This is a genomic window from Rhodanobacter sp. C01 (genome assembly GCF_002001045.1).
Lineage (GTDB): Bacteria > Pseudomonadota > Gammaproteobacteria > Xanthomonadales > Rhodanobacteraceae > Rhodanobacter.
On sequence record NZ_MUNR01000005.1, the window covers coordinates 258,545 to 271,385 of the forward strand.

The following is a 12,841-nucleotide window of genomic DNA, read 5'->3' on the forward strand; positions in this document are numbered from 1 at the left end:
CTCATCTCGTCCGGAAGGTCAGGTGCTTGTGACCGAGGAAACTGGTTACCACCGGTACCAGCACGCCGATCCCGTGCGCAACCGACTCCGCGTGCCAAGTCATGCCCATGCGGGGAAACAGCAGCTCTGCGAGCACCAGGCTGACCAGTATCGTCTGTGCGACGGCGAACAGGTTGACCACGGCGAACCAGAACATCTGGTGGTGCAAGCGGTTGATCGAATGTCGAAAGACAAAGAGACGGTTGAGCACGAAGGCAGTGATCATGCCGCACGCATAGGCCAGGATGATGGCCGGCGTGTAGTCCATCCAGCGACTGAAACCTATCCGGGAAAAGAAATTGACCAAGGCTGCCAATCCGCCCGTGATCAGGAAGAGCAGAAACTGACGGTCCACCCGGTTGGGAGTTTTTCCATCGGTCACGTCATGTGGCGGAACACTTTCTGGAGAACCGATCCTGGTCATGCGAGTACGGCTTCCGCCAGCGTCTTTGCCACCGCCACGCTCTCGTTGATCGAGCGATCCTCGGGGTAGTAATAGCCGGTATCGGCCATGAACAGACCGCTGACAGGCGTCTGCATGGGCGGCAGCATGTCAAAGAAGCCGGTCGGACAGATGGTCTGGGCAAACTCGTAGCGGTGGCAGTGCGTTGCCATGACCCACTCGCGTTTGAACTGCGGGTTGATCCGCGGCAGATAGGTCAAGACCTCTTCAATGAGTTCGGCGTTGGCCGAACTCCATTTGGGATGGGTCTTGGGCATGTAGAAGGGGGCGTAGACGATCGAGGTGTCCTGTCCGGTGAGGTTGGAGTACTCGATCAGACCGGGGATGTCGATCCTGGCGTCGTTGATATTCATCCAGAAGTTTTCAGACAGCGGTTGCCTCAGCTTGAGGATGACGCACGCCACGGGAATATTCTTGATGGCGTTGATCCGCTCCACGAACGCCGGGGGCAGCGCTGGAACCAGTCGGGGAACGTACTGGATGGGGGCAGTCGAAATCACCGTGTCGCAGGGCACCTCCTGGTCTCCGATCTTCACTGCGACCACGCGCTGCCCGGAAACAACGACCTCCTCGATGCCCGAATTCAGGTGGATCCGGCCGCCGCGGGATTCAATGAACTGCCGCATCTTCTCAAGCAGTGTGGCCGAGCCACCTTCCAGATAGCCCATTGATTCCTGCATGAGGTTCCGCCGAGACAGAGCGACGCGCTTGATGCGCGTGCCGATCCACGCTGCCGAGATGGTGTCTGCATGTTCGAAGAGCTTGAGCTCGAACAGACTCTTCCAGAGCACCTGATAGGTTCTCGCGCCCACCCACTTCTTGATCCAGGCGACAGCAGTGATGCCGTCGAAGGGTCGCCAGTCCTTGATGCTCTTGGCATACATGGCGTGCACGCCGTAGCGGATCTTGCCGACGAGGCCAAGCCCGTCGAATGCCAGCAGGGCAAACGGGGTGCCCCATTTGTACAACCTGCCGTTGTAGTAGAAGCCCATCTTGGTATCCGTCCAGTGCAGCTTGTCGGAGAGGCCAAGCTCCTCCAGCAGCTGGAACAGCGCAAAGTCCGTCTTGCAGACGAAGTGGTAGTAGCGCTCGATTTCGAGGCCGTCGAAATCGAAACTGGCCGACATGCCACCGATGCGGTCGTCGCGCTCGTAGATATCCACGGACTTGCCCTGCTTCAGCAACTCCATGGCAACCATCAGGCCCATTGGGCCTGCGCCCAGGATTACGCAATGCTCTCTTTTTGCTTCGATGTCACTCATGTTGGAATCTCTGATTCAGGCAGGATAGGGCAGGTGATTTTGCGCGGGGCGGTGCATGCTCTTTCGGACGGTAGGACTGCCATATGACAAGGAAATTGAGCGCCATGGCGGCAAGCACCATCGCGATGTAGGCGTAATCCAGGGAAGGGGTCCAGAAATGACTCTGCATATTGATCGGGAGAGGCGGCAGGGCCGACGTCGTGATTCTGTCGGCCCTGACGAATACGGTGACCATGACGAATGCGTTGAGACCAAGAAGAAGATGGAAAAGTCGTGCACTGGCGGCGTATGTCAGGACGCCCATGATCATGAGTCCCAGAAGGTCGAGGAAATAGGCTCCCTGGTGAATAATGGTCGAGCCGGGCATGAACATCACGAGGGTCCAGAATGTCAGTCCGGACGCAAGCACGACGAACGGCTTAACCAGCATGGCCCGAACTGCACCAATGCGCCGCCACGCGATGGCGAGCAGGCACAATGCGACAGATGGGGAAAAGAACCACTGTGCATAGAAAGTGTGGAAAAAACTATGCACAAGTATATTCAAGCGCGCCTTGTCCGAGTGTTCGCTGAACAGCCCCAGAAAGTCGGTGAAAAAGCCCGTCATGCTGCCGTTGAAAATCTGTGCGAGATTGGCAATGCGTCCCTGCAGCCACTGCGCGGGCGTCAGTTGTGCATAGGCATGGCGAAGATCCCAGCCGACGCCATGGGTGCTTACATCATGAACGCCCGCGAGTTGCCACGCGATGAGGCGGGTACCAGGGGGGTCGGCAAGCTTTTGGTAAAGCATCCACGGCAGGTATGACAGGAGGGCAGTAATGCCCGCCACGGCGATGATCCGCCACTTGCCGCGATGAGAGTCAATCAGGTAGGTCGCAAAGATGCCGAACAGGGCGAACGCAGCGCCGCCATGGGAAAGCATGGCCAGCGATGCGCCAAGACCTGTGGCAATGCCTTTGCCAATTCGGCCAAGAGGCTGATCTGCGATGGAGAAAAGCGCCAGATAGGTGATGGCACAGAACGTCCCTGCAACCAGCTTTGGCCAGACAAAGCTGACGTTGTAGAGAAATAGCGCCGATAACACGATAAGCATGATGATCGATGCGGGGTTCACACGGTTCCGGAATTCCCGCAGGATGAAGTACATCGGCACGAGACAGGTCGCCTGCAGCCACATGGCCGGGATCAGATAGAGCGCGCCGCTTGCTTTCGCCAGCGGCTTGAACATCAGGTAAAAGCCTGTCTGGAGTGGTGGCCGGTCGCTGGACAGCCAGCTTCCGATCATGGGATGTGCGACATGCCCGGCCCACAACTGGTCTGCGAAGTACTTCGGCAACCAGATATCCATGGGGAGGCTTTGCCAACGGTCGGCCGCGTACTGCCAGGTATCCCAGTCCTGCGGAAACGGGTAGAGGGACAGCACAAACACAAGCAGCACCGAACTGGATATGGGAGCGAGCAACTTGTTGAAGTAGTGAAAGTTCCCCGCGAGCGACTCGCTGCCATGCTGCAAGCTCGCGGCGGCATGCGCCAGCAGGACAATCAGGATCGCCATTCCGACAAATGCGCCGCCTCTTCCGAATGCGTAAGTGGTCCAGACCGTGACACAGCTCGCGATACCGAGTGCCAGCAGCGTTGCCACAATGGCCTGATCTTTCGGCAGTCGACGTGAGAGCATCAATGCCGTCTCGGCCACCATGAACTGCAGGAGTCCCAGAATCCAGACCAGCTTGGCCATCACCTGCAGATCGACACGCACACTGGAGTAGCTCACGATGCCCAGGCCGGACCAACCGCGGAACTTGTCCGAACCATCCACCAACATCAGGCGGATTGACTGGTGGCGCATGGTCGATGGAACAATGATGGTCTGGGGTGTCCATTGCTCGCCCAGTGCCGGTAAGGGTATGGGAATGCTCTGCCCGTCGCTGGCCTGGAGACTCAGCGTCTGCTCTTGCTGGGCACCGTAGCCGGCCGTTTTGATATCGATACGTCGCGTGCCTTGCGGCAGCCAGTTGGTCGCAAGTGAGGTGCGGTCGCGGTCACCGAGGCTGCAGTAGGTGATGGCGCTGCCAGGTGCCATATGCCGGCCATCGAGGTAATGGTCAGTCGATGGGGCACAGCCCCCGGTGGCCGTCGCAGTGCGATTCGCCAGCAGGTGAGCTGCCACGGCGAAGAGCAAGCCGGTGATCAGCGGGATCGCCAGCCACAGGAGTCGGCGCATGGCCAGCGAGGTACCACGGGTGGGGTGGCTGTGGACCAGTGACTTCTTTCTCGACATGAAGTCAATTTTCCCGGGTTAGTGATGCGTCGGATCTGTGTCGGTGCACGGCATCATTCAATGTGCTGAAGCCGAACAAGATGAGTGGTTGCCTCGATGGCACATGCTTTTGGCGGTGCAACAGACCTCATCACCGTTGCAAAACGATGCCCGAGTAGCGAGGGTCGCAGTAGCTCTCGCGAATGGCTTCGTCGAAGGGTGTTTGCCGCACGCCGAACACCTGCTCGGTATCCACGCCGTGAAATTCATCACCGGCCGTCAGCGCCTTGAGCTGATCAGCGGTAAACGGCGGCTTGCCGCTGAATATCGCGTAGATACGCAGCAGCAGATGGAATAAGCCGTAGGGAATATGCACTATCAGGGTATGCAGGTTTTTTGCGCGTTTGATTGCCTTGATGATATCCACGTAGTCGATTCGGGTGTCACCGACCACGTCGTAGATGTTTCCGGCCGGCTGGGTCTCGATGCAACGTACGATACAGCGGCAGAAGTCGCGCTCGTATAGTGGCTGGCGCATGTAGCGGCCGTCGCCGGGAATCGGGAATACGGGAGTCCTGGCCATGAACCGCGACAACCAGCCCAGGTGCTTGGGGTCGAACCAGCCGAACATCAGGGTGGGGCGCAACACGCAATGCGGTATGCCGCTCTCGACCACCATTTTTTCCTGGGCTTTCTTGGTGCGGGTATAGTCGTCGTCAGCCACTGATACCACCACCGACGAGCTGATGTGCACCAGATAGGGCACCGCATGCTGACCTACGGCATCGAGCACCTTGGCGGTGGCATCGAGATTGTTGCGCACAAAAAGATCTGGTGACTTGCCGGTGATCTGGGCGTGCAGTTGCACGACGCAAGCGGCGCCGGCAAATGTCTGCGTCCAGTCACCGTCCTCGGCGAGGTCGGCCTGCACGGTGGTCACGTCGGGATGCAACTTGCGCAGGATGTCCAGGTTGTAGGCATGCTTGTCGATCGCAACAAGCTGTGTATAGCCCTGTGCTTTCAACTCCACGATCAGGTTCTGCCCCACCAGCCCGGCAGCGCCGGTGAGTACCAGCTTGGCGTGTTTGTCGATCTTGCTCATGGGGTGGTCCGTGATCACAGTTTGATGCGCTTGAAGATGAATTCGGGGATGTGGCGGATGATCAGCATGATGGGTAACCAGAATCCCGGCAGATACACCACGCTGCGGCCGCGATCGGCGGCGCGCACAATGCCACGGGCAATCGCCTCGGGTTTGGCCCATAGCGCGCCCTTGCGGAAGTTGCGGGTCATCGGGGTATCGACAAAGCCCGGCTTGATGGTCAACACATTGACACCGACTTTGGCCAGGCGCTGACGCAGGCCGCTGGCAAAGGTGCTGACGGCAGCCTTGGCGGCGCCATAGAGGTAGTTGCTCTGCCGGCCGCGATCGCCAGCGACGGAGGAGATGACTGCCAGCACGCCGCGCCGTTGGGCCTCGAGCCGCGGAGCAATCGCGGTCATCAGGGCTATGGTGGCGGTGCCGTTGATGGCGAATTCCGCCAGTGCGGTTTCCACCGAATTCTCGCAGGCACCCTGGTCCGGCAGGGTGCCGTGGGCGATCAGCACCACGTCGATACAACCCAGCGTTGTCCATGCCCGTTCGAGCACGTCGGCATGGGCGTCGAGCCTGGTGACATCGAGCGTCGCGTGGTCAACGCCCACGGCGCCGCGAACGCGCAGGTCGGCGGCGATGTCGGCCAGCCTGGCGGCATCGCGCGCGATCAGGAACAGCCTCGCGCCTCGGGCGGCGTAGCATCGCGCGGTGGCTTCTGCGATGGCGGACGTGGCGCCGATGATGAGTACGTTGAGCATGTTCACTCCATGACCCGGCGCCAGAAGCTGGACGAGAAATGCGGGTCGACAAACGGGCGGAAGGCTTCCCAGGCCGGGAAGTATTGGCGGAAATGCGCGCCGGACATGCGTGCATCCTTGGCTGGATAGACCGCGCCGCCTGCCGCGGCGACGACATCGTCGAGGCGGTCCAGCAGCGTCAGGGTACGCGTGCCCTGATTCGGGAAGTCCAGCGCCAGCGTGGTGCCTGGTCTCGGAAAGGACAGCATGCCCGGCGAGGCAAGATTTCCAAACTGCTTGAGTACGGCCAGGAACGAACCTCTGCCTGACGCGGCGATCACCTCGAGCAGCTGCGCGATGCGGCGGTCAGCATCGACCGGCGGGACCACGCACTGGTACTGCATGAAGCCGCGCGGCCCGTAGATGCGGTTCCATTCACCGATGCCGTCCAACGGATAGAAATGCGGCTCGTAATGCGTGGTCGCGTGGACCACGGGCCTGCGCTGCCGGTAGTAGTACAGGGTGTTGAAGCTGCGCAAGGTCAGCCGGTTGACCAGTGACAACGGTGGCGTGAATGGCATGCGCAACCGACTTGCGGATGCCGGCGGCCGCCGGTCGGGGTGGGCTGGCGCGTGATTGGCCCGGGTAAACAGCCCGCGTCCGAGAGCTTTGCCCCTGGCCAGGCAATCGATCCAGGCTACTGTGTATTCGTAGTCGCGATCCGATTGCTCCGAGAGCCGGAAAAAGCCGGCCAGATTGTCGAAACGATGCACTTCCGTGCTCATCCATGGGCCGGCAATGCGCCGCAGCTGGATGCTGGCGCGGGTAATCAGGCCGGTCAGGCCAAGCCCGCCAACCGTGGCGGCAAACCATTCGGGGTTCTCGTTTCGGCTGCAGATGCGCCGACTGCCGTCGGAGCGCAGCAGCTCCAGCTCCAGCACGTGCCGTCCGAAGTTGCCTGCGCGGTGGTGGTTCTTGCCATGCACGTCGTTGGCGATGGCGCCACCGATCGTGACGAACCGGGTGCCAGGCGTGACCGGCACGAACCAGCCCTGCGGCACCACCAGGTCGAGGATCTGGGACAGCAGAAGCCCTGCCTCGCACTCGAGCACACCGGTACCCGTGTCGAAAGCGATGAAGTGGTCGAGCGCCCGGGTGCGCAGCACGATGTTGCCTGCATTGAGGCAGCTGTCGCCATAGCTCCTGCCATTACCGTAGGGAAGCAGCGAGCCACCCACGGCAGGGAGTTGCCGATGGCGATCAGTCAGGTCGACCACGGTCTGGTTGACCTGTGGGTAACGCCCCCAGGAGTGCCCGCCGGCGCTCATCAGACGGCTGCGAAGACGATGATCGCCGCAAGGACCAGCAGCAGCAGGCTTATCTTGTCCTTCACGGCGAAGACGACCGGATCGTCGTGCATGATGCCCCGATGGGCGATCGCCCAGGCCCGGCTGATCCAATAAAGCAGCAGTGGGCACAGCAGCCACAGGTAATGCGGATGCCGGTAAAGCGCCTGACTCGCTGTGCTGTCGATATACAGCGCCAATACCAGTACTGCCAGATAGCCGCTGGAGCCACCAAGCGACTGGATCAACGGGATGTCGTCCACGTCGTAGCCGCGTCCGCTCGCCGTCACCTTGCCGAGCTTGAGTGCAGAGGCAAGTTCGGTATAGCGCTTGATCATTGCCAGGCTGAGGAAGATGAACATCGAAAAGGCGAGCAGCCAGAAGGAAGGAAAAGTCCTGACCGCTGCGGCGCCAGCAAGAATTCGGGTGGTGTAGAGCATGGCCAGTACCACCACGTCCAGCATCACGATGCGCTTGAAGCGAAGTGAATAGCCGGTGGTGAGCACGTAGTAGCCGAACAACACGGCCAGAAAGGCTGGTGCGACGAACCAGGCCAGCACAAAACCGACGAGCAGCAGCGCAACCGCTGCAATCGGCCCCGCCACCAGCGGCAGAGTGCCAGCCGCGAACGGTCGGTGGCGTTTGCGCGGATGCAGGCGGTCAGCGCCCAGGTCGAGCAGGTCGTTGGTCAGGTAGACACTGGAAGCACACAGTCCGAAGCACAGGAACGCAAGCAGCGAGTTCACGCCGGCGACGGGATCCAGCACGCGATGCGCGGCCAGCATCGGCAGGAACACCAGCAGGTTCTTGACCCACTGGTGCATGCGCAGAGCCTTTGCCCAAAGTCGCAGCGAAGAGCGCGGAATGGCGAAGCTTCGATCGACCCGGGTCACATGGGCTGCTGCTGAAGCCAGCTTCGTGCCTGACTCGATCACGACCGCGGAGCGCGCATGGCGCCACACTTTCAAATCGACAATGGCGTTGCCGGCGTAGTCGAACCCGCGGTCGCCGTAGAGCGCCACCAAGGCATGGGCCTTGTTACTTCCTGAAAGGTTGTGCCTGCCGTCGCTGGAAAGCACGGCACTGAATCCACCGACATGCTGTGCGACCGATTCCGCGAGGCGACGATCCGAGGCCGTGCAGAGTATGACGGTGCGCAGTTTCTGCTGTGCACGAACCCAATCGAGCACTTCACCGTTATAAGGAAGTGTGGAGGCGTCAAGTTCGATGCGCCGGGCTATCTGATGCTTGAGGAATGCCTTGCCCCGCATCAGCCATATGAGCATGGCGAACATGGTGAGCGGATTGCGTGCGATCAACGCCAGCGCGGACTCCACGAGCAGGTCTGAGCGGATGAGGGTCCCGTCCAGGTCGATACACAGCAGCACAGCTGCATCTTCCTGCATGGCCGAGGCTTCATCCATTGGCGCCTTGTTCATCCACATTCTCTCTATCTATGCAAATAGGCCCTGCTACGGCACTGGCAACAGCCCAGACAGCGCGCCAAACAGTTGGGATCTACTGAATACTTTCAGCTGTCACGACATGCTCGATATTTCTCTTTCCATCTGGATCAACTGATACCGTCAATGCTTGAAAGCGCATGGCGGAGGCATCGAATCGATGACCCGGTCGCCTGTGAAACTTAGCCAAGCGCCTGTTCCAACTCCGGAATGATCTTGAACAGATCTCCGACCAGGCCAAGGTCGGCAATCTCGAAGATCGGCGCCTCGCTGTCCTTGTTGATCGCTACGATGGTGCCGGCATCCTTGATGCCGGTCAGGTGCTGGATCGCGCCGGAAATGCCGATCGCCATGTACAGCTCGGGGGCGATGATCTTGCCGGTCTGGCCGACCTGCAGGTCGCTGGGTACGTAGCCGGCGTCGACGGCGGCGCGTGAGGCACCGACGGCGGCACCGATCCTGTCCGCGAACTTGAAGATGATGTCGAAGTTTTCCTTCGAGCCGACACCACGTCCGCCGGAGACGACCTTGCCGGCGCTCTGCAGGTCGGGTCGGTCACTGCTGCCCTGTTTCAGCTCGACGAAACGGGTATGCGCGGGCAACGATACGTCAATGTCCAGTGCTTCGATCGGCGCGCTGTTGCCGCCATGGCCAGCCGCCGGCCATGAGGCGGAGCGGATCGTGGCAACGACGGTGTGGCTGGCGTCGGCTTCAACTGTGATGATCGCGTTGCCGGCGTAGATCGGGCGCTTGAAGGTATGCGCGGCTTCCACGCTCATCACGTCGCTGACCTGGGCCACGCCGAGCAGGGCGGCGACGCGCGGGGCGACATCCTTGCCGAATGTGGTTGAGGGGACGAATACGTGGCTGTAGCCGACGGCGGCCCTGGCGATCTGCGGTGCCAGCACGGCGGCCAGCGCATGCGCGTTCTCGGCGCGGGTGACAGTGAGCACGCGGCTCACGCCGTCGATCTTTGCGGCCTCGGCTGCAATCGCGTCGGCATGGTCGGCGAGCACCAGCACGTCGATGGTTTCGCCCTTCACCGCGATCGCGGCGCTCACCGCGCGTGCGGTGGATGAGTTGAGTTTGCCGCCGAGGTGTTCGGCAATGACCAGGATCTTGCTCATGGGTGTCTCCAAAGCTTTTGGTAGGAGCCGCCCTGTGGGCGCTGCTCTTGATGGCGTGGCGAAAAGCGTCGCCCACAGGGTGGGCGCCTACTCAGGGATGGGGATTACAGCAGGCCTTTCTGCTTCAGCGCGGTGACCAGTTCGGCGGCGTCCTTCACCATCACGCCCTTGCTGCGCTTGGCCGGCGCGGCGTAGTGCGTGGTCTTCAGGTGGTCGTGCGTCTCGACACCGAGCGAGTCGAGCTCGAGTGTGTCGATTGGCTTGGACTTCGCCTTCATGATGTCCGGCAGCTTGATGAAGCGTGGCTCGTTCAAGCGCAGGTCGGTGGTGATCACCGCCGGCAATTCAGCCTCGATCACTTCCAGGCCGGCATCGACCTCGCGGGTCACCGTGGCCTTGCCATCGGCGATCTCGACCTTGCTGGCGAAGGTGGCCTGCGGGCGGTCCCACAGTGCAGCCAGCATCTGGCCAGTCTGGTTGGCATCGTCGTCGATCGCCTGTTTGCCCAGGATCACCAACTCCGGCTGTTCCTTCTCGATCAGCTTGAGGAATACGCGCGCCGCGGTCAGTGGCTGCACGGCATCGGCAGTGACGACGTGGACCGCACGGTTGGCGCCCATCGCCAGGCCATTGCGCAGGTGGGCGGTGAGATCAGCTGGACCGATACCGATCACCACGACTTCCGTGGCAACACCTTTCTCACGCAGGCGCAGCGCCTCTTCCAGTGCGATGTCATCGAACGGGTTGGCGGATAGCTTGACGCCATCGGTCACCACGCCGGTGCCGTCGGGTTTGACCTGGATGCGCACGTTGTAATCCACCACGCGCTTGTAGCCGACCAGAATTTTCATCAACGATTCCTTCTACGGGCGCCTGCGGGGCGCGTGCGGTAATGAGGCAGCGCACTATTCTAACCCGAGCCGGTGTCATCGCTCAGGATGGCTTGTATTCATTGTGAGATCGCGCCGTGGCGGGCCTGGGGCAGTCATTTCAGTATGATGTGGCGCCAACCGGCATGAGAGTTGGCACGGGGTGTGCCGTTTGCCCGGGGATGACGGCCGGTAATGGTCGACTCGGTTCATATTGATGGCGTCATCGTGACGGCCTGGCTATCTGCAGCAACGAGTGAGCATGACGCAACCCCGCCTTTCCATCGTGATCTCCACCTACAACGGGGCCACCTACCTGCCGCAGCAGCTGGACAGCCTGCTGGGACAGACCTGCCTTCCCGACGAGATCGTGATTGGTGACGATGGCTCGACCGATGCCACGTTGGACATCCTGCAGACGTTTGCGGAGCGAGCGCAAGCTGCCGGCATTGCCGTGAAGCTCCGATGCAATCCGGGCAATCTCGGCTACGTCGGGAATTTTTCGGCAGGCCTGCGGGAGGCGAGTGGCGACATATTGTTCCTGTGCGACCAGGACGATGTCTGGCGCTCTGACAAGCTGGCCAGGATGGCTGCATGTTTCGCGAATGATCCGCAATTGCTCTTGCTGCACAGCGATGCGCGGCTAGTGGATGCGCATGGTGAGTCCCTGCAGTGCTCGCTGTTCGACGCCTTGCAGGTGACGTCGCAGGAGAAGCGGGCGATCCACGAGGGTCGTGCGTTCGAGGTGGTTCTGCGCCGCAGCTTCGTGACCGGTGCCACGGCAGCGTTGCGGCGCGAACTGGTCTCTCTGGCATTGCCGGTGGCACAGGACTGGATTCACGACGAATGGCTGACTGCCGTCGCGGCGGCAAGTGGCCGGATCGATTTCATCGACGCGCCGCTGATCGACTATCGCCAGCATGGCGGCAACCAGATCGGTGCGCGCCGGCGTACGCTCGCGATGAAATGGCAGGACCTGCTGCTGCCACGTGGCCGCCTGTTGTCAAACGAGGCGACGAGGTTGCGGTGGCTCGAGGAGTTCCTTGGGCGGGCTGGATTCAGCGACGGTGTCGATCGCGCCGCGCAGATTCATCACAAGCGCTCGCATTTCGAGCGACGGGTGGCGATTGGCCACCTGCCGCGCTGGCAGCGCCTGCTGCCGGTCCTGCGCGAGGCGCGGGCGGGCTGTTATCGCCGCTATGGCACGGGTGGCCGCTCGATGCTGCGGGATCTATTGCGTCATGACTAGGCTTTCGGTGACCGACGTTTGCGCAGTGATCGTGAGCTATCACCCGGACCCCAGCGCCATTGCGAGCCTGATTGATGCCGTGGCGCCGCAGGTTGGCGCGGTGGTGCTGGTCGACAATGCGAGCAGCGGCGACTGGCAATCGGTGCTGAAGGAGGCTTTGCAGGGTCGGGGCGGGGCATTGCTGGGTCAGTCGCACAATAGGGGGCTGGCGGCCGCGCAGAATATCGGGATCGCGTGGGCCCGTTCGAACGGATACGGCCATGTATTGCTGCTGGATCAGGACAGCCAGCCAGGAGATGGCATGGTGGCGACCCTGTTGCAGGCTTTGCAGATGCTGGCGGCGACAAGTCAGGTGGCTGCGGTGGGGCCGAGGTTCCATGACATGCGCGAGGATGGGGATGCGCCCTTTGTGCGCATCGGCTTCCCGCTGAATCGCAAACTCTGGTGCGAGAACGCCACGCAGCACATTGCCTGTGATTTCCTGATCAGCTCGGGTGCGCTGATTCCGCTGGCGGTGCTCGATCGGGTCGGCCCGATGAATGCGGGGTTGTTCATCGACAACGTGGACCTGGAATGGGGGTTCCGCGCGCGCGCGCAGGGCTATGCACTGTATGGCGTGTGCTCGGCGACGATGCATCATCGGCTGGGCGATGCGCGCCGTGCGCTTCCTTTCGGCAGCCAGGTCGTGGTGCATGGGCCGCTGCGGCTGTACTACATGATGCGTAACCGGCTGCTGCTGTACCGCATGCCACATACGCCCCGCCTGTGGATTGCCCAGGACATGCCGCGGGTGCTGGCCAAGCTGTTCCTGTTCGGCGTGCTGATCGGGCCGCGGTTGCGTAACCTGCGCTGCATGTTGCGCGGGCTGTGGGATGGCATGCGCGGCAGTGACGGCGCATGTCCAGCCACACTGCTGCCAAAATGAATCCC

General features: G+C 61.4%; 11 protein-coding genes. 2 read left to right on the plus strand and 9 right to left on the minus strand.

The window, feature by feature from the left end:
• Window position 1 precedes the first annotated feature (1 nt).
• From B0E50_RS02535 to B0E50_RS02575, 9 genes are all read right to left on the minus strand, one after another.
• Window positions 2–463, minus strand: coding sequence for a GtrA family protein (locus B0E50_RS02535; protein WP_077439503.1), 462 nt, complete (start codon window positions 461–463; stop codon window positions 2–4).
• Window positions 460–1,764: an NAD(P)/FAD-dependent oxidoreductase gene (locus B0E50_RS02540; protein WP_077439504.1), complete on the minus strand. Its 1,305-nt coding sequence runs from the start codon at window positions 1,762–1,764 to the stop codon at window positions 460–462. The genes B0E50_RS02535 and B0E50_RS02540 overlap by 4 nt, the downstream gene beginning before the upstream one ends.
• Complete coding sequence (locus B0E50_RS02545) at window positions 1,757–4,045, minus strand: hypothetical protein (protein WP_077439505.1); 2,289 nt, start codon at window positions 4,043–4,045, stop codon at window positions 1,757–1,759. The genes B0E50_RS02540 and B0E50_RS02545 overlap by 8 nt, the downstream gene beginning before the upstream one ends.
• 130 nt (window positions 4,046–4,175) lie before the next feature.
• Complete coding sequence (locus B0E50_RS02550) at window positions 4,176–5,126, minus strand: NAD-dependent epimerase/dehydratase family protein (RefSeq protein ID WP_077439506.1); 951 nt, start codon at window positions 5,124–5,126, stop codon at window positions 4,176–4,178.
• Window positions 5,127–5,140: 14 nt separating this feature from the next.
• Complete coding sequence (locus tag B0E50_RS02555; protein WP_077439507.1) at window positions 5,141–5,878, minus strand: SDR family oxidoreductase; 738 nt, start codon at window positions 5,876–5,878, stop codon at window positions 5,141–5,143.
• 2 nt (window positions 5,879–5,880) lie between these two features.
• Complete coding sequence (locus B0E50_RS02560; protein WP_077439508.1) at window positions 5,881–7,185, minus strand: FAD-binding oxidoreductase; 1,305 nt, start codon at window positions 7,183–7,185, stop codon at window positions 5,881–5,883.
• Complete coding sequence (locus B0E50_RS02565; RefSeq protein WP_256364083.1) at window positions 7,185–8,642, minus strand: UbiA family prenyltransferase; 1,458 nt, start codon at window positions 8,640–8,642, stop codon at window positions 7,185–7,187. The genes B0E50_RS02560 and B0E50_RS02565 overlap by 1 nt, the downstream gene beginning before the upstream one ends.
• A gap of 206 nt (window positions 8,643–8,848) precedes the next feature.
• On the minus strand, window positions 8,849–9,793 hold the full coding sequence (locus B0E50_RS02570; RefSeq protein WP_077439509.1) for an FAD-binding protein: 945 nt from the start codon (window positions 9,791–9,793) through the stop codon (window positions 8,849–8,851).
• Between the two features lie 104 nt (window positions 9,794–9,897).
• Window positions 9,898–10,644: an electron transfer flavoprotein subunit beta/FixA family protein gene (locus B0E50_RS02575; RefSeq protein ID WP_077439510.1), complete on the minus strand. Its 747-nt coding sequence runs from the start codon at window positions 10,642–10,644 to the stop codon at window positions 9,898–9,900.
• 280 nt (window positions 10,645–10,924) lie between these two features.
• On the opposite strand from B0E50_RS02575, the gene B0E50_RS02580 reads away from it, so the two are divergent.
• Both B0E50_RS02580 and B0E50_RS02585 read left to right on the plus strand, forming a co-directional pair.
• A complete protein-coding gene (locus tag B0E50_RS02580) occupies window positions 10,925–11,911 on the plus strand; it encodes a glycosyltransferase family 2 protein (RefSeq protein ID WP_077439511.1) in 987 nt (328 codons plus the stop codon).
• Entirely contained in the window at window positions 11,904–12,836 is a 933-nt protein-coding gene (locus B0E50_RS02585) for a glycosyltransferase family 2 protein (protein ID WP_077439512.1), read from the plus strand. The genes B0E50_RS02580 and B0E50_RS02585 overlap by 8 nt, the downstream gene beginning before the upstream one ends.
• Window positions 12,837–12,841 lie beyond the last annotated feature (5 nt).

Coding starts and splice junctions, on each gene's coding strand:
- B0E50_RS02535 (WP_077439503.1), bottom strand. CDS start 463: ATGACCAGGATCGGTTCTCCAGAAAGTGTTCCGCCACATGACGTGACC.
- B0E50_RS02540 (WP_077439504.1), bottom strand. CDS start 1,764: ATGAGTGACATCGAAGCAAAAAGAGAGCATTGCGTAATCCTGGGCGCA.
- B0E50_RS02545 (WP_077439505.1), bottom strand. CDS start 4,045: ATGTCGAGAAAGAAGTCACTGGTCCACAGCCACCCCACCCGTGGTACC.
- B0E50_RS02550 (WP_077439506.1), bottom strand. CDS start 5,126: ATGAGCAAGATCGACAAACACGCCAAGCTGGTACTCACCGGCGCTGCC.
- B0E50_RS02555 (WP_077439507.1), bottom strand. CDS start 5,878: ATGCTCAACGTACTCATCATCGGCGCCACGTCCGCCATCGCAGAAGCC.
- B0E50_RS02560 (WP_077439508.1), bottom strand. CDS start 7,185: ATGAGCGCCGGCGGGCACTCCTGGGGGCGTTACCCACAGGTCAACCAG.
- B0E50_RS02565 (WP_256364083.1), bottom strand. CDS start 8,642: ATGAACAAGGCGCCAATGGATGAAGCCTCGGCCATGCAGGAAGATGCA.
- B0E50_RS02570 (WP_077439509.1), bottom strand. CDS start 9,793: ATGAGCAAGATCCTGGTCATTGCCGAACACCTCGGCGGCAAACTCAAC.
- B0E50_RS02575 (WP_077439510.1), bottom strand. CDS start 10,644: ATGAAAATTCTGGTCGGCTACAAGCGCGTGGTGGATTACAACGTGCGC.
- B0E50_RS02580 (WP_077439511.1), top strand. CDS start 10,925: ATGACGCAACCCCGCCTTTCCATCGTGATCTCCACCTACAACGGGGCC.
- B0E50_RS02585 (WP_077439512.1), top strand. CDS start 11,904: ATGACTAGGCTTTCGGTGACCGACGTTTGCGCAGTGATCGTGAGCTAT.